Source organism: Natrarchaeobius versutus (genome assembly GCF_041205745.1).
GTDB lineage: Archaea > Halobacteriota > Halobacteria > Halobacteriales > Natrialbaceae > Natrarchaeobius > Natrarchaeobius versutus.
On sequence record NZ_JBGFCC010000001.1, the window covers coordinates 113424 to 132693 of the forward strand.

Genomic DNA, 19270 nt, shown 5'->3' on the forward strand with positions numbered 1-19270 from the left:
CCTCACCCAAAACTGTTGGTTTAGTTGGATGAGCGTCCGATCTCGTTTGGCGCTGTCCGGCCCCCGCTCGATGCGACGGACGAAGACCGGGCTTCGATTTCGGAGTCATAGAGCGAAACGTTGCACGAACCGCTTTTGCCCGTCGCGTCCGTACGGCCAATATGGACATCTCGATCCGCGTTCTCTCGGTCGGTGTCGGTTCCGCGGATCGAATCACCGACGCGAGCGAGTCGATCGACAGACGCCTCGACGTACGGACGGTCGACACGGCTTCCGCCGCGCTCGAGGCACTCGCCGAAACCGACGTCGACTGTCTCGTCTCGGGCCACGATCCGCCCGAAGTGGACGGCCTCGAGTTGCTCGAAGCGGTCCGCGAGCGATTTTCCACCCTTCCGTTCGTTCTGTGTCCCGACGACGGCTCCGAAGCCCTCGCCAGCGAGGCGATTGCGGTGGGTGTCACCGAGTACGTCCCCGCGGACGAGTCCGGTGGTCGTCACCGATCCGTTGTGCGGAGTGTGGTCGGCGCGGTCTCCCGCGAGCGGCGGCGAACGAGCCGCTGTGCGGACACGGTCGACGAAGTCTTCGAGCACTCGCCGGACATGATCGACGTCCACGACGCCGACGGGACGATTCTCGACGTCAACCGCCGCTTTTGTGAGGCGCTCGGTCAGTCGAGATCGGAACTCGTCGGGCGGAAGATCTGGGAGGTCGACCAGTCGATCGATCCGGATGCGGTGTTGACCACACTGGCGGAGATGGACGTCGGCGATCGACTCCACCTCGAGACACGGTTCGAACGCGGTGATGGGTCGTCGTTTCCGGCGGAAGTTCACGTCGCCAAGCGACGAGACGGCGGCGACGACCGGTTCGTCGTCGTTACGCGAGATATTACGGGACGAAAACGCCGCCAACGAGAACTGGTCGAACTCGAGAACGCCCTGGAGATCGTCCTCAGGAACGTGCCGGTCATTTTCTTCGCGTTCGACGAAGAAGGTACGTTCACCCGATCACAGGGTCGAGCGCTCGAGCGGGTCGGACTCGAGCCGGGTGAGGCCGTCGGCGAATCGGTGTTCGACCTGTACGCCGACGTTCCGGCGATACGCGAACACAGCGAGCGGGCACTGGCCGGCGAACAGGTGAGCACGATCGTCGAGGTAAACGGGGTGACGTTCGAGTCGTGGTACCAGCCGATCTTCGACGGTGAGGAGGTCACCGGCGTCGTCGGTCTCTCCTACGACGTTACCGAACGCGAACGACGGAAAGTAAAACTCCAGCGACAGAACGCCAGGCTCGACGAGTTCGTGAGTATCGTCTCCCACGACCTTCGCAACCCGTTGAACGTCGCGATCGGGGCGATCGATCTCTTAGACGGCGAGGGAAACGATGGCGACGTGGTCGCCGAAAGCGCGTCGATCGACGCCACCGAAGCGGCGACGATCGCGTCCGAAGCCCACGATCGGATGGACCGGTTGATTACGGATCTGCTCTCCATCGCTCGGGACGGCGAGTCCGTCGACAGAGACGAATCCGTCTCCCTCGAGGCCGTCGCGCGGCGATGCTGGCAACACGTCGAGACATCGAATGCCGAACTCGCCGTCGAGACGACGCGAACGGTCCGGGCCGACGGCGGGCGTCTCGAGCAACTCCTCGAGAACCTCGTGGGCAACGCCGTAGAGCACGGCTCCACGAGCCATGCAGAACCAGATAGTTCTACAGACGCGATCGAACACGGCGACGAGGGCGTGACGGTGACGATCGGCAACCTCGAGGACGGCTTTTTCGTCGCCGACGACGGCCCGGGGATCGCCGAAAGCGATCGCGAGCGGGTGTTCGATTGGGGGTATACGAGTTCGCGTGAAGGAACCGGTCTTGGCCTGAGCATCGTCGAAGAGATCGCCGCCGCTCACGGGTGGACAGTCGACGTGGTTCGAAGCACGGACGGCGGCGCACGGTTCGAGATCACCGGTGTTTCGACCGTCGAGGACTGACCGGCCCGAGTGTAGAACAACGCACGACCATGCATACATTTCACTCGCCCAAAGGGTAACGCTTACAGGTTCGTGCGTTCCGCTATCGGTTATGCGAGAGAACGTGCTCCTGATCGGTGGTGGCGGCCGCGAACACGCCATCGCTCGCGTGCTAGCGGACAGCGAGGTCGACCTCTACGCCTGTGCGGGGAATCGAAACCCGGGCATCGCGGAGATTGCGGCCGGATTCGAGACCCTCGAGACGACGGACCCGGACGCCGTCGTCGAGTACGCCGAGGCGGTCGACGCGACCATCGCCGTCGTCGGCCCCGAGGCACCGCTCGAGGCGGGCGTCGCGGACGAACTCGAAGCCGCGGGCGTCTACGCCTTCGGCCCGAAGGAAGCGGACGCCCGAATCGAGACGGACAAGGCGTTCCAGCGCCGGTTCATGGCAGAACACGACATTCCAGGCTGTCCGGATTTCGAGACGTTCGACGATCCGGAGGCCGCGTGTGACTTCATCGACGAGTACGACGGCGACCTCGTGATCAAGCCGGCCGGGCTGACGGGCGGGAAGGGCGTCAAAGTCATCGGCGAGCAGGTTACGCCCGAGGAGGGCAAAGCGTACATCCGTGATTCGGACTACGACCGGATCGTTCTCGAGGAACGGCTCATCGGCGAGGAGTTCACCGTCCAGGCGTTCGTCGCCAACGAAACGTTCGAGACCGCCCCCGCCGTCCAGGATCACAAACGCGCCTACGAGGGCGACGAGGGACCGAACACGGGCGGCATGGGCAGTTACTCCGATGCGACCCGCGAACTGCCGTTTATGACCGAAGAGGATTACGAGGAGTCCGTCTCGATCATCGAGGCGACCGTCGACGCCTTGGAGGACTACCGCGGTATCCTCTACGGCCAGTACATGCTGACCAGCGAGGGACCGAAGGTGATCGAGTTCAACGCCCGCTTTGGCGACCCCGAAGCGATGAACACGCTCCCGGTCCTCGAGACGGAGTTCCTCGACGTGCTCACCGCCGCTCGAGACGGCGATCCCGTGCCGGAACTCGAGTTCACCAACCAGGCAACGGTCTGTAAGTACGCCGTTCCGGAGGGGTATCCAACGGATCCGGAGGCCGGCGCGAAGGTGCAGGTCGACGAGGAGAGCGTGGCGCGGGTGGTCCGCGCCGCGGATGACTCGATCGGGGAGGGGAACGACCCGCGAGAGAGCGCCGACGACGCCCTGCTGTTTTACGCCAGTGTCGAAGAGCGGAACTCTTCGAGTTCTGATGACGTCGACGAGCGCGAGGACGGCATCTACACGACGACCTCGCGGTCGTTCGCCCTGGTCGGCGTCGCAGACACGATCACCGACGCCGAGGAGATCGCCGAGCGTGCCATCGCAGTCGCTGGCGAAGAGGGTCTACACGTACGCCACGACATCGGTAAACCCGACCTCGTCCAACAGCGTATCGACCACGTCGAGGAGCTTCGGGGCGACGATAGTAACGACTGATACGGATTACTGTAAGGATTTCCACACTGATCGCACGACCGCTGTGCGATCAGGTGTGCATTGACGTTCGGTCGCGACTCCTGTCGACACTGACACCCCTTCGCACGGCTGATTCGACCGCTCACCCGAGATCGTACGTCCTCTCGAGATACTCGAGGAGGTCGTCGACGATTCCCGGTTCGTACGTCCAGAACCCGTAGTAGCGCTCGGAGCCGCGTTGCTCCGCAACGAGTGCACACTTTTGGAGATCGTTTTCCGCACCGTCGAAGACGAGAAACCAGAAATCGCCGATCTCGCCGTTTCCCGTTACGACGCTGATGCCGTCGAATGGATCGTTCCACTCGTCGTCGATAAAGACGGTGATCGTAATCGATCCGCGCTCTCCGAGCCGGGTGTATACGTCAACCTGGTCGGCGAGGGCCTCACGGCGCTGGAACCCGACGTACAGTTTGCCGCTCCCGACTCGCCACGCGCGCTCTTCGATCTCGCGTGCCGCCGCGAGCATCTGGCGACGGTCGTAAGCGGAAAAGACGGTGTTCTCGAGGAAGTCGAACAGCTCGCTCGGTTCGACGTCGCTCTCGGCGAGTTCCCACGGCGGGCTGATCTCCGGCGAGAGAATCGTTTCGAACTGCTCGAGGCCGATCGCCCCACGAAACTCGCCGTTGGCGCGGCGGATGATTACAAATCCGGGCCCCGACAACGCGCCCAACGAGTGGTGTGAAACGACGACGTTCCGGGTTTCGAACTGCGTCGACAGCTCGTCGGCGACCGCCGGATCGTCCGCGTAGACCTCGAGGTGTTTCCGGTGTCGTTCGACGGTTTCGATGGTCTCTCGGAGCCCCATTATTCGCTCCGTTCGATTTCGAGACACGAGTAGATCACTGGCGGGATCGAAACGTCGTCGACGGTTCCGTCATCGGGGTGAAACGCGAGGAATCCGTAGTGATCCAGCCGAGGAAGCGTCGCGTGGTAGAGGGACGTTCGTGCTGTTTCGTAGTCGATCTCCGTCGCGATCGCACCCGTCTCGGTGGCGGTGACGGCCGCGACGATCGCGGCAAGTTGCTCGAGAGTCGTCTCCGATCGGCCCTGTAGGTACCGAATGGTCGTTCGAACCGCTTCGTTCGAAATCAGGCGGAGGATCTCCTCGGCCGACAGATCGATGTCGGCAGACTCGAGTTCCGAGACGAGAGCGAAATACTCCTCCATACCGGTTATCGAACAATCGGCTGTTGAGACGTAAATAGTGCGTGCCGGAGACGGCAGGAACTGATCAGGTGGATTTCATTCTCGGTTGGAACACGGCACTCGGGGAATCGGAGTGGGTAGCGGACCCCGTCTACGCAATTCGCACAAGCGGTCGTCGGTATCGGTCGTCATCCCCTCGAACGTGGAGGCCTGTATTCACGGCTTCGACTCTCCGCCGTGTTCGAGAGGTTCTGCGCGGCGGTCCTGTCTCCCGGTCGGGGAGTGGGACTTCGGTCTTGGTTTGGGGAGAACGGGACATCGATCCCGATCAGACGACGTCGTCGATCGCCTCCGCCAGGAGCCCGACGCACAGATCGATCTCTCGTTCGGTGACGTCGAGCGGCGGGAGCAATCGAAGCGTCTCGTGGCCACAGCCGAGGGTGAGCAAGCCGCGTTCAAACGCCGCCCGAACGACGGCCTCGCGGCGATCGTGCGTGTCGAACTCGAGTGCGAGCATGAGCCCGCGGCCGCGAACGTCGACGACGGCGGGAGACTCGGCCTCGAGTTCGACGAGTCGCTCCCGAAGCTGGGACCCGCGTTCGCGGACGTTCGAGAGGAGGTCCTCCTCGCGGATGACGTCGATCGTGAGCGCCCCTTGCATCGAGGCGACGACGTCGCCCCCGCCCCAGGTCGAGGAGAGTCGCCCCTCGCGGTCGGGAAAGACGTCCGAACGTGAGATCGTCGCGCCCACGCGCAACCCCTTCCCGGTCGCGATTACGTCGGGGGTGAGGTCGAGCCGGTCGACGGCCCACCACTCGCCCGTCCGTCCCAGCCCGGACTGGATCTCGTCGGCGACGATCGTCAGATCGTATCGCCTGCGGAGATCCTCTATGTCTCGCGCGAACTCGGGGTTGGCGACGCGATACCCACCCTCGCCCTGGATCGGCTCGAGGACGAGGAACGCAACCTCCGACGGGTCGATCACACCCCGTTCACGATGGAGTTTGTCGGCGACGACGTTGCCGCCCGGACCGTCGGTGAGCCATCGGGTTTCGTACTCCTCGTCGCTCGCCGGATAGGGAACGCTGACGACGCCGGGAATTTCGGGGAAGCCGGTCCGGTGGACGGCCTTCGAGCGATTCAGTGAGAGCGCGCCGAGGGTCCGTCCGTGAAATGCTCCGTCGAAGGTGAACGCGCGGTGGCCTCCCGCGGCGTAACAGATCTTGATCGCGTTTTCGACGGCCTCGGCGCCGGAGTTCGAGAGGAAGACGCGGTCCATGTCGTACTGCGCTGTCAGTTCGACGAGTCGTTCCATCAGTTGCGTTGGACCGGGCAGATCGAGATCAGTCGAGGCGCTCCCGGAGCTCACGTAGAAGTCCTGACCAGCGATCTTGAGCGGGTCGACGAGGTCGAATTCCTCGAGTCGGTCACGAATCTTCGGATTGTTGTAACCAAGCGGTGCGGCGGCCACGTGGCTCGTAAAATCGAGCAATACGTTCCCGTCGACGTCGGTACAGAACGGGCCGATCGCTGGTGCGCTCGTCTCCCAGACGAACTCGTACACGTAGGTGCTAGGTGTGGCCACGTCGTGGTGGGCGTCGACTAACCGTGTAGCACGTTCGCCTGGAATCGCCTCGACCCGAGGTTCGGCTGTCTCTCGGTCCATGCCACTACGTATCACGGCGGTGTGTAAAGACACCACGGCGATTCTCGTTCGTCGCGCCTCGAAGGGGAGATGACGGCGATCTCGGAACGCGATCGGGTGATGTGAACGACCGGGACCGGCCAGACGACGCGACGAACGAATTGCCATCCGAGTAGCGTCGAGCGTACGGGCAGTGGTGGTTTTTTCCGATGCTGGACCAGCGTCTCCGTCAGTTGGACGCAGTCACACGACGATGACGACCGACGCGGCCGCCCCGCCGAGCAACAGCGCCGCGCTGTAAGTCGCCACCTGATTCCGGAACGTGTGATTCGTCGACGTCCCCGCCAGCATCGCCTTGACGACGATGCTCGAGACCGTCGCGAGCAGGATCGCGATCGTCGCCTCCGCCGCCCCGAGTTGGCCGCCCCGGTAGAGGACGACGGCGGAAGTGGTCGCGCCCGCACTCGAGACGAAGCCGCTCGCGACGGCAGTCGCGTAGAAGCCGAGGGTGCCGAACCACGTCTCGGCGAGCGATCCGAACACGAGGACGACCAGGAAGACTGCACCGAACGCGAGGGCGTTTTTCAGCGAGAACGGACTCTCGAGTTCGACGGGACCGGACTCTCGCCAGTCGGCCGTCAGGCCCGCGATGACGAACGCGAGGACGATGACGGCGCCGAGTGGGATAACCGCCTCGACGAGAACGTCCGTCCCACCGCCGACGGTAAAGCCGACGGCGATCGCGAGATTGCGGGCGGCCATCGCCGCGTTCGCGAGCAAGATCGCGGCGACGGCGTAGGAGGCCGCCTCGGGTCGCTGTCGGACGTGGTCTAACATCGTCCCGACGACGGCGGTCGACGAGGCGAGGCCGCCGAAAAAGCCGGTAACAGCGATGCCGCGGCCGCCGTAAGTCGAAACGATCGCGTAGTTGACGATGCCGATGCCGGCGACCGCGACGACCATCAGCCAGATCACCTGGGGCTCGAGTGGAATGGTGATACCCGCAATTTCCGGTTCGTACTCCGGTGGCAACAGCGGATAGATGACGAACGCCAGGATGGCGAACTCCGTCGTCGAACGCATCTCCTCGCGGGAGAGTCCCCACGCGAACTCGTGAAGTTCCCGTTTCAAGACGAGCAACAGCGACGAGAGGACCGCGACGGTGACGCCCTCGAGGATGAAACCCGCGGCGACGAGCGCACCGACGCCGTAGGCGACGAGCATCGACACCGAGGTCGTCAGCGAGAGTCCGGTGTCTTCCTCGCCGAGTAATCCCTGTACCGCCAACAAGATGCCCTGAACGATGACGAGCAGACCCCCAAGCACCAGCAGACCCTCGCCGACGTCGGTCTCGAGGACCAAAATGGTGAACACGGCGGCAAGCAGGCTAATCAGCGAGAACGTTCGGATTCCTGCGGACTTCTGTGACCACTCGCGCTCGAGGCCGAGGAACATCCCGAGCGCCCCCGCCAACGCGATCCGGACGATCGTCTCGTCCAGTGGCCACCCGACCTGCAGTACGACCTCGTTCACTCGACGACCTTCCATCCGAGCGTACATAAACGACGTGTCGAGTGGAAAAATCTGCAACCGACGCTCGCCCCATCAGGACGACTCCAGAGTACTGCTCAACGGCGATCGGTCGCTCGATTTCGCGAAAAGTGACGTTCTATTGTCAGAATCAGAGGTCGACGTACTGGGACTCCCACTCGCGGCGTGCCTCGAGTTCGCGGCGGCCACGACGGGTGAGCGTGTAGAAGTTCGTTCGACGGTCACGACGCCCCTTCTCGACTAACCCCTTATCGACGAGTGTATCGAGGTTCGGGTACAGCCGCCCGTGATGGATCTCCTTCTCGTAGTACTCCTCGAGTTCTTCTTTGATCGCCAGTCCGTGAGGTTCCTCCTCGCCAGCGATGACGAAGAGCAAGTCACGCTGGAATCCTGTCAGGTCGTACATTGGGAAAGTACCACCCGTACTTACTGTCGAATTTTAATAAGGCTATCGGGTTGCTCCGATCGAAACGGGGATACTATCCCTCGAGGGAACGCTATCCGGTTCGAAAGAAATGATAACGGCCGTGATGAGTAGATCCGCGTATTACACGTAATGCTAAAATCATGTTTACAGTACGTTCATTTCTTCTCGGGATAATTATACCGTGGCTGCGTAGAGTCTCTCAGACGTACGACCGATATCAAGAACTCACGCTAAGCGATAGTCAAGCGCCGTCAGTTACGTAAACAGGAAAGCAGATCGCGTGACGGAAAAAGTCACGCGATCGCTTGCCGCCCTGAATTGGTCCCCGCTGACGCTTCGGCCCTCCAAGCGAAGCGTCAACTGAAAGGTTTCGCTGGGTCGACTTAAAGGTAACGACACTCCCTTGGATCGTGATATGTTCGTGACGTCTAGTAGCTCCCCCGTTACCAGCCCGTTGGGTGGGTCGAGTCGTCGCGACGGAATTCCGAATTTGGACATCGATCTCGCTGATCGTCTTGCGGGGAGATCGGAACAGTGGTGTCGATCTACCAGTGTACCCGTGGGCCGATCACGATCACAGCGGAGACGGTGTCAGGATTCCGTCCGACCCCCACCAGTTTCGACGAGGGGAATCACATGTGTTCTTCCTCGAGTACCCATCCAAGTGCGCGTTTATAGTAGGTAAACATCGACTCGACGCCATCGTGGCGCATCTCCTCGCTCTCGAGTTGTTCCTCGAGGAACTCGTATTGGTCGCGAATCTCCGCTTCGTCGCGCATATCTGGAAGACGACGCCGAGCGACAAAAGCCCGCCGGGAGGGGAATACGGGCCGAGACGGGTTATCGGTCCGGTCGTTACTGACGTTTCCGACTCGCGAGCGAGCCCTGAGTGGGTCGGCGAGTCGGACGGTAATCCGTCCGACGGGAGGCCAGTCGATCGAGGATAGTCGCGTTCGCACACCTCACGGTTGAATCCAGAGGTGGATTCGTTCGAGGTGCGACCGGGTCACGTCGGGGCCGAATGAGCCCGTATCCGAATCCCATTCCGGGACCGATTTGCGTACCGAGCCAGGCGGCTATTGGTCATTCTCGACGGTCGCAAGCGGTTTCGATCCTCAGACATCGGTACAGCAGACCCTCTAACTCGGAGGGTGTGGACTGACCGATCGGGGATTTAGATTCCGTCGTCCTCGTCGTCTTCGTCCTCGTCCTCGTCATCCATGCCGTCGTCCGTTTCGGCTTCTTCGCCGAGGGTAAGCGTGATCTCCTCGTCGTCACCGTCGATCTCGACTTCGTCTTCGGCTTCGTCACCCTCGTACTCGGCCTGAACCGTGTATTCGCCGTCCTCGAGATCGTCGAACTCGGCTTCGCCGTTCTCGTCGGTCTCTTCTTCCATCCCGTTCTCGTCTTCGTCGTCCATCCCGTCGTCTTCGTCCTCGTCCATCCCGTTCTCGTCTTCGCCGTCGTCCATCCCGTTCTCGTCTTCGCCGTCGTCCATCCCGTTCTCGTCTTCGCCGTCATCCATTTCGTCGTCTTCGTCGTCCATCTCATCGTCGTCCATCCCGTTCTCGTCGAGCGTGACGGTAGCTCCTTCGACGGGTTCGGCTTCGTCGTCTTCGACGGTGACGGTCAACGTGTACGTCTCGTCCTCGTCGTCTTCCTCGTCCTCTTCATCCATCGGATCCTCTTCCTCGGCTGGATCTTCCTCTTCATCCATCGGATCCTCTTCTTCGGCTGGATCCTCCTCTTCTGCGGGCTCGCCGTTGGCAGGGTCGTCTTCCTCGTCACCGGGACCCTCGTCGGCACATCCGGCCAGAACGAGCGCGCCTGCTGTACCTGCCGCAGCGATGAACTTCCGCCGATCGAATCGTGGGTGGGACATACTCCTGGATAGAACGTTCCCGCTGGTCTCAGTGCGGCCTGCAGTTGCCGTACATTAATGACCTGTTGAACGTCGTGTACCGGCCCGTGACGGTCCCCGAGAGAGAACAGTTCACGGGCCCGAGCAGTTCGATCGACGGCCGGTTCCTGCTTCGAAGCAACGGAATCGTGATTCTCCTTCCTCACGTCGCGACACAAGACAATTGTACAACCGGTTCGATGATCGACTCGTGAAACGACGGGCCGTTTCGGGCTTCATCCTCGCCGGCGTGCTTCTCGCGGCGCTGGTCGTCGTCGTCGGCGGGCGCGAGGTGATCGACCAGATCACGGCCGCGGATCGACGGATGCTCTGGCTCGGGGTCCTCTCGGGAACGCTCGCACTGACGTTCCGCGGACTGGTCTGGGGGCGATTCGTGACGCTCGTCGACGACGCTATCTCCCGCGGACGGGTTGTGACGATTTTTCTGACCGCGATGTTCCTCAAGTACGTGACGCCGTACGGCCAGGTCGCGACCGAGCCGCTCGTCGCACACCTCGTCGCTCGAGACGGCGAGATGGCGTTCGAGGACGGGCTCGCGAGCGTCCTCTCGGCCGATTTCGTCAACTACGTCCCCTACTACACGTTCGGCTTCATCGCGCTCGGTCTCGTCGTGTTCGACGGCACCCTCGGAAGCGGTATGCTCTCGCGGCTTCTCGCGTTCTGTGGGCTCTTCGGTGTACTGCTCTCGACGGTCTACGTCGTCACCCGCCGTCCGGAGGTCGTCTACGGAATCACCCTCGCGGGAAGCAAACCGATCCGGCGTCTAACCGGCGTATTCACCGACCGGTTCGACGACCGACTCGAGCCTCGAGTGATCAGATCCCGACTCGACGGTTTCTACGGAACCCTCGACGCGATCTCCGGTGATAGACGCACTCTCGCCGTTGGGACAGTGTACGCACACTGTGGCATGCTCTTCCTGATGCTTCCCGTCTATCTCGGCGGCGTGGCACTCGGCTACCGAATCGCACTGCCGGTCGTCGCGCTGGTCGTTGCCCTCGGTAAGCTTGGGTCGGTTCTGCCGTCACCCGGCGGAACGGGTGGCGTCGAAGCGATCGTCGCGGCGAGTCTGGTCGCTTTCGCCGGGATGACGGAAGCGCCGGCCCTGACGGTCGCGTTCATCTACCGTCTGAGCACCTACTGGCTGACGATCGCCATCGGCGGGGTTGCCGCTAGCGGGCTCACGATCGACCGACCGTGACCGGTGGGACTTTCCAGTCGGCCGGCGTAGCGTCGACCATGAAGATTCGCGGGGAGCGCGAGTGCACCCAGTGTGGCACCCGCTGGTCGTACTACGAGACCGGGAGCATCGGCTGTCCCGCCTGTGGAAGCCTCCACAGCGTTGGTCTCGACGAGCGTACCGAACACACGGATCTCCGCATCGAGTTCGATCTCACCCCGGTCCGCGCCGACATCGACGAGGTCCCGACCGACGAACTCGCCGAGCGGGCTCGAGACCGCTGTCGCGAGTACGTCCGCCGTCGCGGATTCGTCAACGCTGGCGACCTCCGCGACCTCGACGACGCCTATCTCGTGGCGGCCGAACTGCTCCACGTCGCCGACATCGTCGTTCGGGAACTCGATCTCGAGGAACGCGAAGCGCTCTACTTCCTCTCGCTGTTACGCGACGCCGACGACGACGAGCGCCCGCCGCCCGAGGAGGTTCCGCGGACGTTGCGAGCGGGTCGCGGCCTCGCCTACGCCAACGCGGTCAGGGAGTACCGCCGCGAGATCCGAACGTGGACGGACGACCGCGAACTCACGGCGGCCGAACGGAGCGCCCTCGAGACGCTCGGCGAACACGTCAAACGCGTTCGGATGCTCGACGGCGACATTAGCCCGCGGACGGCAGAACGGCTGGTTCAGGCCACACGCGAGCTCGCAAACGGGCTCCGCGGCGACGAGCTCGCTTTTATGCAGGCACAGGATCGACTCGAGGAGTTAGCGGTCGCCAGTCCCGAGTAACGAAACGGGAACGCAAAGAGCGGCGGAGAGAGTTAGGGCAGGTCGACGTCGACTCCTTCCTGAACGCTCGCCGCTTTCACGGTGTTGTAGAGCAACATCGCGCGCGTCATCGGGCCGACGCCGCCGGGGACGGGTGTGATCGCGCTCGCCTTTTCTTTTGCGCTCTCGAACTCGACGTCGCCGACGAGTTCGTACCCTTTCTCGGTGTCTGCATCGACGCGGTTGACGCCGACGTCGATCACGACCGCGCCGTCGTCGATCATCGAGCCGTCGACGAGTTCGGGGACGCCGACAGCGGCGACGACGACGTCGGCGCTCTGGGTCTTTGCCGCCAGATCCTGGGTCCGGGAGTGACAGACCGTCACCGTGGCGTTGCCGTCCTCGGCCTTCTGGATCAGTAGGTTCGCGAGCGGTTTGCCGACGATGTCCGATCGGCCGACGATCGTCACGTCCGCACCCTCGAGATCGACGCCGGCGGACTCGAGGAGCTTCTGGACGCCGTGGGGAGTACAGGGGCGGAATCGGGCGTCGCCGGCGACGAGCCGACCGACGTTCTCGGGGTGGAACCCGTCGACGTCCTTCGCGGGATCGACGCGACGGATGACCTCGCGGTAGTCGACGTGATCGGGAACCGGCGACTGGACGATGTAGCCGTGAACGTCCGGATTCTCGTTCAGCGCGGCGATCTCGTCGTACAGCTCTTCGGCGGGGGCGTCCCCGTCGACGTCGACGTGGTAGCTCTCGATGCCGACCTCCTCGCAGTCGCGCTGTTTCATGTTCACGTACGTCTCGCTGGCGGGATCGTCACCCATCAACACGGTCGCGAGACCGGGTCGCGATCCGGCGTCCGCGAGCGTCTCGATGGCGTCGGTCAGCTCCTCGCGAATCTCGCTCGCGACGGCGTTGCCGTCGATGATCTCGGTCATTACTCGAGACCCCGACCGCGAGGCTAATCAACCCTCGGATTCGTGCTCAGATGGCTCCCGAAGGATCGGTAAATATCCACGTTCGTGGATAGAATGTGGCCCAAATAGGGGCTCCACTTGCCGCGGAAGGGTACACTTATGCGGCCGACGACCCCCACATCGGACATGGAACACGAGCATGTCCGCGACGTCGATCCCGCCGTCGCCGATGCACTCGAGTCGGAAGTCGACCGTCAGCGATCGTCGCTCCAGATGATCGCGAGCGAGAACCACGCCAGCCGCGCGGTCATCGACGCGCAGGGAAGTGCGCTGACGAACAAGTACGCGGAGGGATATCCCGGCTCCCGGTACTACGGCGGCTGTGAGTACGCCGACGAGGTCGAACAGCTGGCCATCGATCGCGCGACGGAGCTGTTCGGCGCCGAGCACGTCAACGTCCAACCCCACTCGGGCACGCAGGCCAACCAGGCCGTCTACTTCGCCGTGCTCGAGCCTGGGGACAAGATCCTCTCGCTGGATCTGACTCACGGTGGCCACCTGAGCCACGGTCACCCGGCGAACTTCGTCGGCCAGTTCTACGACGTCGAACAGTACGAGGTCGACCCCGAGACGGGCTACGTCGACTACGAGGGCCTCGCCGAACAGGCCACCGAGTTCGAGCCCGATATCATCGTCTCGGGCTACTCCGCGTACCCGCGCGAGATCGAGTGGGGCCGAATTCAGGACGTCGCCGACGACGTCGACGCCTTGCATCTGGCGGACATCGCTCACATCACCGGTCTCGTCGCCGCCGGCGTCCACCCCTCGCCAGTCGGCGTCGCCGACTTCGTCACCGGCTCGACGCACAAGACGATCCGCGCCGGCCGCGGCGGCATCGTCATGTGCGACGAGGAGTACGCCGACGACATCGATTCGGCCGTGTTCCCCGGCGGCCAGGGCGGCCCACTCATGCACAACGTCGCCGGGAAGGCCGTCGGATTCGAGGAGGCCCTCCAGCCCGAGTTCGAGGAGTACGCCTCCCAGACGGTCGCCAACGCGAAGGCACTCGGCGAGAGCCTCACCGAGAACGGCTTTTCGCTCGTCTCCGGTGGCACCGACAACCACCTCGTGCTCGTCGATCTGCGCGAGAGCCACCCGGACACCTCCGGCGGCGACGCCGAAGAAGCGCTCGAGGACGCCGGCATCGTCTTAAACGGAAACACGGTCCCCGGCGAGACGCGCTCGGCGTTCGATCCCTCGGGCATCCGCGCCGGCACGCCCGCGCTCACGACTCGAGGTTTCGACGAGGACGACTGTCGCACGGTCGGCGATCTGATCACCCGTGTCGTCGACGCCCCCGAGGACGACGACGTTATCGCCGACGTCCGCGAGGAAGTCGAACAGCTGTGTGCGGAGAATCCGCTCTACGAGGACGAGTAACGCTCGAGACGTCCGTTTTATTACACCGTCTGCACCGATTTCCACACTGATCGCACGGCTCACGGGTCGTCGCTCCGTTCGCCGTCGCGGTTCTCGCGTCACTCGAACCGTGCTTCCGGCTGACGATCAGGTGTGCATTGGCGTGCAGTAGCTCCGATATTTCCGTCACATTTGGGACGCTCCTGTGAGACCGCGGTCGCTGTTGACGTCGACCGCGTCCGACCGAATCATCCGACGCTGGAATACGCACGCACCAGCTTTGCCATCGGTCGTCGTCTCCGTTCACCATGGCTTCGAACAGGAGCGACGTCGGTCGACGGGCAGTCCTGTCGGCGATTGGAGCCGCCGGAACGGCCGCGCTCGCTGGCCACTCCGCCGCGGCGAAGACCGGCCGGGACGACGGGATCCACTGGATGCTGGACGACGACCCCGAGACGATCGCACGCGGTCACGAACGCATCGAACGACAGTTCCAGTACCAGCTCGATCAGGGACTCCACCACGGCGCCCAACTCGCGGTCTACCGGGGCGAAGAGCTGGTCGTCGACCTCGCGGGCGGTATCACCGGAACTGAAGGCGAGGACGAAGAGATGCCGATGGACGATGCCGAACCGGACGGGATCGAAACCGCACCGGACTCGAGGTTCGTCCTGTTTTCGAACACGAAGCCGCTGGCGGCGGCCTGCGTCCACGTGCTGGCCGACGAGGGGGAACTCGACTTCGACGATCCGGTCGTCGATCACTGGCCCGAGTTCGCGGACGAGGACTCGGAGAAAGCCGAAGTGACGGTTCGCCACGTCCTCACCCACCAGTCGGGGCTCCCGGAGACGCCGGTCGATCAGGCCTACGAGGACTGGACTGACCCCGACGCGCTGGCCGAAGGCGTCGAGGAGGCCGAGTTGCAGTTTACGCCGGGCGAGGATACGGCCTACCAGTTCTATAGCTTCGGCTGGATCGTCGGCGAGTTGGTACGACAGGTGACCAGTGAGCGGATCGACGACTTCGCGCGTGAGAACGTCTTCGAACCCTTAGGGATGGACCGCACCCACATCGGAAGGCCCGAGAGCGAGGACGAGAACGGCGATATCGACGTCGCGACACTCGTTGGCTTCGAACCCTACGATCGGGTCGGCGAAGCGGGGCTGATGGCGGGCTACACGACCGAGGAAGCCGCGGAGACCTACAACCGCGAGGAGGTCCAGGAGGGACTCAACCCCGCATGGACCGGGATCGGTCCGACACGGGAACTCGCGCGCTTTTACGCCTGCTATCTGAACGGTGGCGAAATCGATGGTACCCGAATGTTGAGCGAGGAACTCGTCGAGGAAGTGACCGACCTCCACGTGGAGGAACCGCCCGAGGGCGGCGTCGGAACCGCGTCGCGGTACGGGCTCGGCTTTCAGCGCGGTGGTGCGCTCCCCGATCGTCGGGGCGTTCCCGCGCCCGAGGGGACGTTCGGCCACGGCGGGCTCGGCAGCAGCATGACCTGGGCCGAACCGGAGACGAACCTCGCCGTCGCGTACGTGACCAACGGGATTCGCGACGGGTACGAACACGACGTCCGCTCGGCGATCCTCTCCGAGTCGGTTCGCTCGGAACTGGTCTGATGCGTATTGCCGTCCACCGTTTCCGAACACGAGTCATCGACATCGACGTCTCCGCCACGTCCTCGACGCCGCGGGAAACGCCACAAGCGGCAGGCACACCGTCTGAGCAACGCGGTCGACGCGGCCGAGTACGCGGGACTCGAGAGCAATACGAGTTCGTCGACTCATCGGCCGAGATACCACTGACCGGGAACTCTCGAAGCCCGGAGCCGCCAGGAGTCTCGAAGCCCGGAGCCGCCGACCGATCGTGACGGACCGATCTCGAAAGTCATCCAATCGGATTTCGTCCGGGATCGTCACCGGAGCGGTCGTGTTCGCTCGTCAGTGACGACGTATATTGCCTCGAGAGGTCTCCTGGATGCGAAATCTTCCGCACCCCCGGGAATACTAACAGCCAACACTAATTGTATCAAGAGCAATCACTCGTTCGATCCAATCCAACGACGGAGGTGACATTCCGATACAACTAACTTATCGGGGGAACATTCGCCGTACCGAATGATAGAGTGGGAGGTGGGGAACCACGCTCTCCGCGTAACGGACGTGGACAACGCCGAACTGGTCGTCTTCGGCGACGACCTCGGCGTCGACGGCAGTGGTTCCGACGTTCCACGTCCCGTCGACGAGTCCATCGCCGCGACCGCGAGCGAACTTCGATTTCCCCACGCCGTCGTCTACGCGTTCTCACTCGAGTCCGACGAGCGATACGAACTCGACCCCTGCGGCGGGTCGATCTCGCTTCCGGCCGGTGAGCACGTCGTCGACGTCGATGCGGACATCAAGACCTATCTCCGCTTTTCGGGCCCTGCGCGGATCGAACGTTCGGCCGGCTTCGATTCGATCGTCGTCAGCTTCCCGACCCGAACGCCGCTCCAGATCGGCTTTCGGAGTCGCCACGAACTGCCAGCCGGAACGATCACCGTTCCGGACTCCCCCGAGGACGTCGCCGAGGCCCTGACACACCTGTCTTCCGCACAGAAGACGGCCGGCCCGGACCGAACGTATCCGACGCTCCGCGGCCATCCGCCCCTTTTTGAACCTGGCGATACCCTCGAAATTCCAGAGCACGTTCGGGCCGAGACGCCGAACTCGGGTGTCGAACTGCTCGTTCCCCCGACGTACGAGAGCCTGTTCGTCACCGCGCCGCTTGCGTACTATCTGCAGGCGACCGTTCGAACTCTGCCAGACGCGGGCGTCGCTCGCGAACCAGACTATCCACGACTCCGGCTCCCCGCGGTCGACGTCGAGAAACGGCTCGGACCCATGCCTAAACTCGAACGAGACGTCGAGCGACTCCTGCGAAAGACGTTCTTTCTGGATAGTCTCGTCCGCAACGCCGGCCCCTACGGGACGACGCTCGCGGCGACCAATCTGCTCGCCGCTCTCGACCTCGATCCGACAGCGTTGTACGAGACGTCGCCACAGCGTCGCCTCTCGAGGTATCTCGATATTCCGTATGCGGCGATCGAACACCGCCTTCCCGACTGGCATCTCTCGACGTACGTCGAACCCGGATACGACCGAGTCGAGACGTTTCCGTTCCTGCTCGATCGACTGAGCATGATCTATACGCCTCGTACGTCCGAACTCGACGGCAAGGAGTTAGTCGAGCGGTCGCTCGAGGATTTCTACCGTGGTAGCCCAGTTCCCTCCACGGGGGCTCGCGCGAGTGCAGGACAGGTCGCGTCGGTAAACATCGTCAAGCCGGAACTCAGAAACGGCCGGGTTCACGGCTGGCTCGCCGACGGCGTGCCGATCGACGTCTTCAAGTGTACGCCGGAGGCCTACCGGAACCGCCTCGATTACGTCGAACGGACGAGCGATTCGATCTCGATTCAGGTCGTTCTAAACGACCCCGAAATGAGCGGCGAACACGACAGCGTCGCCGAAATCTATCGCCGACGCTCCGAGGAGCTTCCGATGAACGTGACCGTCGAGGAGTCGCTTCGAACCGCAAAGCTCGCACGGATCTTCGAAGGAGACCACGACTTCGTCCACTACATCGGCCACTGTGAGACCGACGGGCTTCGTTGTTCGGACGGCTACCTCTCCACCTCGAGTCTCGACCGCTGTAACGCCCAGACGTTCTTTCTCAACGCCTGTGGCTCGTTTTTCGAAGGGCAGACGCTGATCGAGAAGGGAAGCGTCGCGGGCGCGGTGACGTTTACCAAGGTGTTGAACGATCACGCCGTCAAAGTCGGCTCGACGTTCGCTAAGCTCCTCGTTCACGGTTTCAGCATCGAACGAGCGATGCGTCTCGCCCGCAGGCGGATCATGATGGGGAAAGATTACGCCGTCGTTGGCGACGGAACCCACTCGCTGATCCAGGGAGAACACCGACTGCCGACCACGGTCACGATCGAGGAACTCGAGGAGACGGAAGATGAGTTCCTGGTCACGTTCGACTGTTACTCCACGCGAATCACTGGTGCGTACTACTTCCCACACACGGCGGACAACGAGTACGCGTACCTCTGTGGCCGGGAGTCGAGCTTTAGGCTCTCCCGATCGGAACTCGCCAGCGTACTCGAGGAGACGGAGGCGTCCGTGATATACGACGGTGACGTATCCTGGTCCGAAGAACTCTACAATCGGTTCGATCCCTGAGGCCGAGCGCTGTCCGTCTTTCCCTACGGGCCGCCGTACGTACTAACCCGCTTTGCCCGCATCGCGTCGCGTTCGATCTGCCGATCGTCCTCCGTCGGTGGCGTCCACTGGCCGTCGACGGTCTCGAGCGCATTCCACTGGAACTGATCGGAGCTAACACCCATACGATACAGTAATACAACGAGGTAGATATATAGTTATTGTCACATGTGTGATACCGGTGCGTGCGATTGACTCGCTCGACGAGAGATGGCGCCGTAGAACGAATCGCCGAACCGATTCGACACCACACTGTCGCGAAAATGCGTCGGTTTTCCGGGGACGGTCCGGCGACCGAAACGGAACCGATAATCTCGTCGAGCGGAGGCGAGGTCGACCGCCTGGGTCCAAACCGATTGTGTCTCGTTACCACGGGCACGACACCGTCGACAAAATAACATATTATCTCTCAAAAATTACCGAGACAGGCCGGAACGAGAAGTTCTGCTGTGAGAACGGCCAGCAAAATTAAGTGAGATGGGGACGATTACTTGTGTA

The 19270-nt window shown here is 62.9% G+C and carries 16 protein-coding genes; 7 read left to right on the forward strand and 9 right to left on the reverse strand.

Going from position 1 to position 19270, the window contains the following annotated elements; genetic code table 11:
• The first annotated feature begins 161 nt into the window (after positions 1–161).
• Together AB7C87_RS00500 and purD are read left to right on the forward strand one after the other, a co-directional pair.
• Positions 162–1988 carry a hybrid sensor histidine kinase/response regulator gene (locus AB7C87_RS00500; RefSeq protein ID WP_369727448.1) on the forward strand — a complete coding sequence of 609 codons (1827 nt, stop codon included), beginning with the start codon at positions 162–164 and terminating at the stop codon, positions 1986–1988.
• A 91-nt stretch (positions 1989–2079) separates the two neighbouring features.
• Positions 2080–3480, forward strand: a complete 1401-nt coding sequence (purD, locus tag AB7C87_RS00505; protein ID WP_369727449.1) for a phosphoribosylamine--glycine ligase — start codon at positions 2080–2082, stop codon at positions 3478–3480.
• A gap of 121 nt (positions 3481–3601) precedes the next feature.
• On the opposite strand, the gene AB7C87_RS00510 is transcribed toward purD, so the two are convergent.
• From AB7C87_RS00510 to AB7C87_RS00540, 7 genes are all read right to left on the reverse strand, one after another.
• Positions 3602–4324, reverse strand: a complete 723-nt coding sequence (locus tag AB7C87_RS00510; protein WP_369727450.1) for a DICT sensory domain-containing protein — start codon at positions 4322–4324, stop codon at positions 3602–3604.
• Positions 4324–4686: a DUF7344 domain-containing protein gene (locus AB7C87_RS00515; RefSeq protein WP_369727451.1), complete on the reverse strand. Its 363-nt coding sequence runs from the start codon at positions 4684–4686 to the stop codon at positions 4324–4326. The genes AB7C87_RS00510 and AB7C87_RS00515 overlap by 1 nt, the downstream gene beginning before the upstream one ends.
• Before the next feature lie 307 nt (positions 4687–4993).
• A complete protein-coding gene (locus AB7C87_RS00520; RefSeq protein WP_369727452.1) occupies positions 4994–6331 on the reverse strand; it encodes an aminotransferase class III-fold pyridoxal phosphate-dependent enzyme in 1338 nt (445 codons plus the stop codon).
• A 222-nt stretch (positions 6332–6553) separates the two neighbouring features.
• On the reverse strand, positions 6554–7843 hold the full coding sequence (locus AB7C87_RS00525; protein ID WP_369727453.1) for an MgtC/SapB family protein: 1290 nt from the start codon (positions 7841–7843) through the stop codon (positions 6554–6556).
• Positions 7844–7991: 148 nt separating this feature from the next.
• The gene (locus AB7C87_RS00530) at positions 7992–8267 is read right to left on the reverse strand and encodes a PadR family transcriptional regulator (RefSeq protein ID WP_369727454.1); all 276 of its coding nucleotides are present in this window, start codon (positions 8265–8267) and stop codon (positions 7992–7994) included.
• A 653-nt stretch (positions 8268–8920) separates the two neighbouring features.
• On the reverse strand, positions 8921–9067 hold the full coding sequence (locus tag AB7C87_RS00535; RefSeq protein ID WP_369727455.1) for a DUF8555 family protein: 147 nt from the start codon (positions 9065–9067) through the stop codon (positions 8921–8923).
• 395 nt (positions 9068–9462) lie between these two features.
• The gene (locus tag AB7C87_RS00540; protein WP_369727456.1) at positions 9463–10170 is read right to left on the reverse strand and encodes a hypothetical protein; all 708 of its coding nucleotides are present in this window, start codon (positions 10168–10170) and stop codon (positions 9463–9465) included.
• Positions 10171–10399: 229 nt separating this feature from the next.
• On the opposite strand from AB7C87_RS00540, the gene AB7C87_RS00545 reads away from it, so the two are divergent.
• Together AB7C87_RS00545 and AB7C87_RS00550 are read left to right on the forward strand one after the other, a co-directional pair.
• On the forward strand, positions 10400–11410 hold the full coding sequence (locus AB7C87_RS00545; RefSeq protein ID WP_369727457.1) for a lysylphosphatidylglycerol synthase transmembrane domain-containing protein: 1011 nt from the start codon (positions 10400–10402) through the stop codon (positions 11408–11410).
• Positions 11411–11448: 38 nt separating this feature from the next.
• Positions 11449–12174 carry a DUF7117 family protein gene (locus AB7C87_RS00550; RefSeq protein ID WP_369727458.1) on the forward strand — a complete coding sequence of 242 codons (726 nt, stop codon included), beginning with the start codon at positions 11449–11451 and terminating at the stop codon, positions 12172–12174.
• A 32-nt stretch (positions 12175–12206) separates the two neighbouring features.
• Here the strand turns inward: AB7C87_RS00550 and AB7C87_RS00555 are convergent, their stop codons facing one another.
• Positions 12207–13100, reverse strand: a complete 894-nt coding sequence (locus tag AB7C87_RS00555; RefSeq protein ID WP_369727459.1) for a bifunctional methylenetetrahydrofolate dehydrogenase/methenyltetrahydrofolate cyclohydrolase — start codon at positions 13098–13100, stop codon at positions 12207–12209.
• A 165-nt stretch (positions 13101–13265) separates the two neighbouring features.
• On the opposite strand from AB7C87_RS00555, the gene glyA reads away from it, so the two are divergent.
• From glyA to AB7C87_RS00570, 3 genes are all read left to right on the forward strand, one after another.
• Positions 13266–14519 carry a serine hydroxymethyltransferase gene (gene glyA, locus AB7C87_RS00560; protein ID WP_369727460.1) on the forward strand — a complete coding sequence of 418 codons (1254 nt, stop codon included), beginning with the start codon at positions 13266–13268 and terminating at the stop codon, positions 14517–14519.
• Positions 14520–14806: 287 nt separating this feature from the next.
• A complete protein-coding gene (locus AB7C87_RS00565) occupies positions 14807–16126 on the forward strand; it encodes a serine hydrolase domain-containing protein (RefSeq protein WP_369727461.1) in 1320 nt (439 codons plus the stop codon).
• A gap of 498 nt (positions 16127–16624) precedes the next feature.
• A complete protein-coding gene (locus tag AB7C87_RS00570) occupies positions 16625–18733 on the forward strand; it encodes a hypothetical protein (RefSeq protein WP_369727462.1) in 2109 nt (702 codons plus the stop codon).
• A gap of 23 nt (positions 18734–18756) precedes the next feature.
• Here AB7C87_RS00570 and AB7C87_RS00575 read toward each other — a convergent pair whose 3' ends face one another.
• Positions 18757–18897: a hypothetical protein gene (locus AB7C87_RS00575; protein WP_369727463.1), complete on the reverse strand. Its 141-nt coding sequence runs from the start codon at positions 18895–18897 to the stop codon at positions 18757–18759.
• Between the last annotated feature and the right edge of the window lie 373 nt (positions 18898–19270).

Coding starts and splice junctions, on each gene's coding strand:
- AB7C87_RS00570 (WP_369727462.1), top strand. CDS start 16,625: ATGATAGAGTGGGAGGTGGGGAACCACGCTCTCCGCGTAACGGACGTG.
- AB7C87_RS00515 (WP_369727451.1), bottom strand. CDS start 4,686: ATGGAGGAGTATTTCGCTCTCGTCTCGGAACTCGAGTCTGCCGACATC.
- AB7C87_RS00510 (WP_369727450.1), bottom strand. CDS start 4,324: ATGGGGCTCCGAGAGACCATCGAAACCGTCGAACGACACCGGAAACAC.
- AB7C87_RS00555 (WP_369727459.1), bottom strand. CDS start 13,100: ATGACCGAGATCATCGACGGCAACGCCGTCGCGAGCGAGATTCGCGAG.
- AB7C87_RS00565 (WP_369727461.1), top strand. CDS start 14,807: ATGGCTTCGAACAGGAGCGACGTCGGTCGACGGGCAGTCCTGTCGGCG.
- AB7C87_RS00535 (WP_369727455.1), bottom strand. CDS start 9,067: ATGCGCGACGAAGCGGAGATTCGCGACCAATACGAGTTCCTCGAGGAA.
- AB7C87_RS00575 (WP_369727463.1), bottom strand. CDS start 18,897: ATGGGTGTTAGCTCCGATCAGTTCCAGTGGAATGCGCTCGAGACCGTC.
- AB7C87_RS00520 (WP_369727452.1), bottom strand. CDS start 6,331: ATGGACCGAGAGACAGCCGAACCTCGGGTCGAGGCGATTCCAGGCGAA.
- AB7C87_RS00540 (WP_369727456.1), bottom strand. CDS start 10,170: ATGTCCCACCCACGATTCGATCGGCGGAAGTTCATCGCTGCGGCAGGT.
- purD (WP_369727449.1), top strand. CDS start 2,080: ATGCGAGAGAACGTGCTCCTGATCGGTGGTGGCGGCCGCGAACACGCC.
- AB7C87_RS00530 (WP_369727454.1), bottom strand. CDS start 8,267: ATGTACGACCTGACAGGATTCCAGCGTGACTTGCTCTTCGTCATCGCT.
- AB7C87_RS00550 (WP_369727458.1), top strand. CDS start 11,449: ATGAAGATTCGCGGGGAGCGCGAGTGCACCCAGTGTGGCACCCGCTGG.
- glyA (WP_369727460.1), top strand. CDS start 13,266: ATGGAACACGAGCATGTCCGCGACGTCGATCCCGCCGTCGCCGATGCA.
- AB7C87_RS00500 (WP_369727448.1), top strand. CDS start 162: ATGGACATCTCGATCCGCGTTCTCTCGGTCGGTGTCGGTTCCGCGGAT.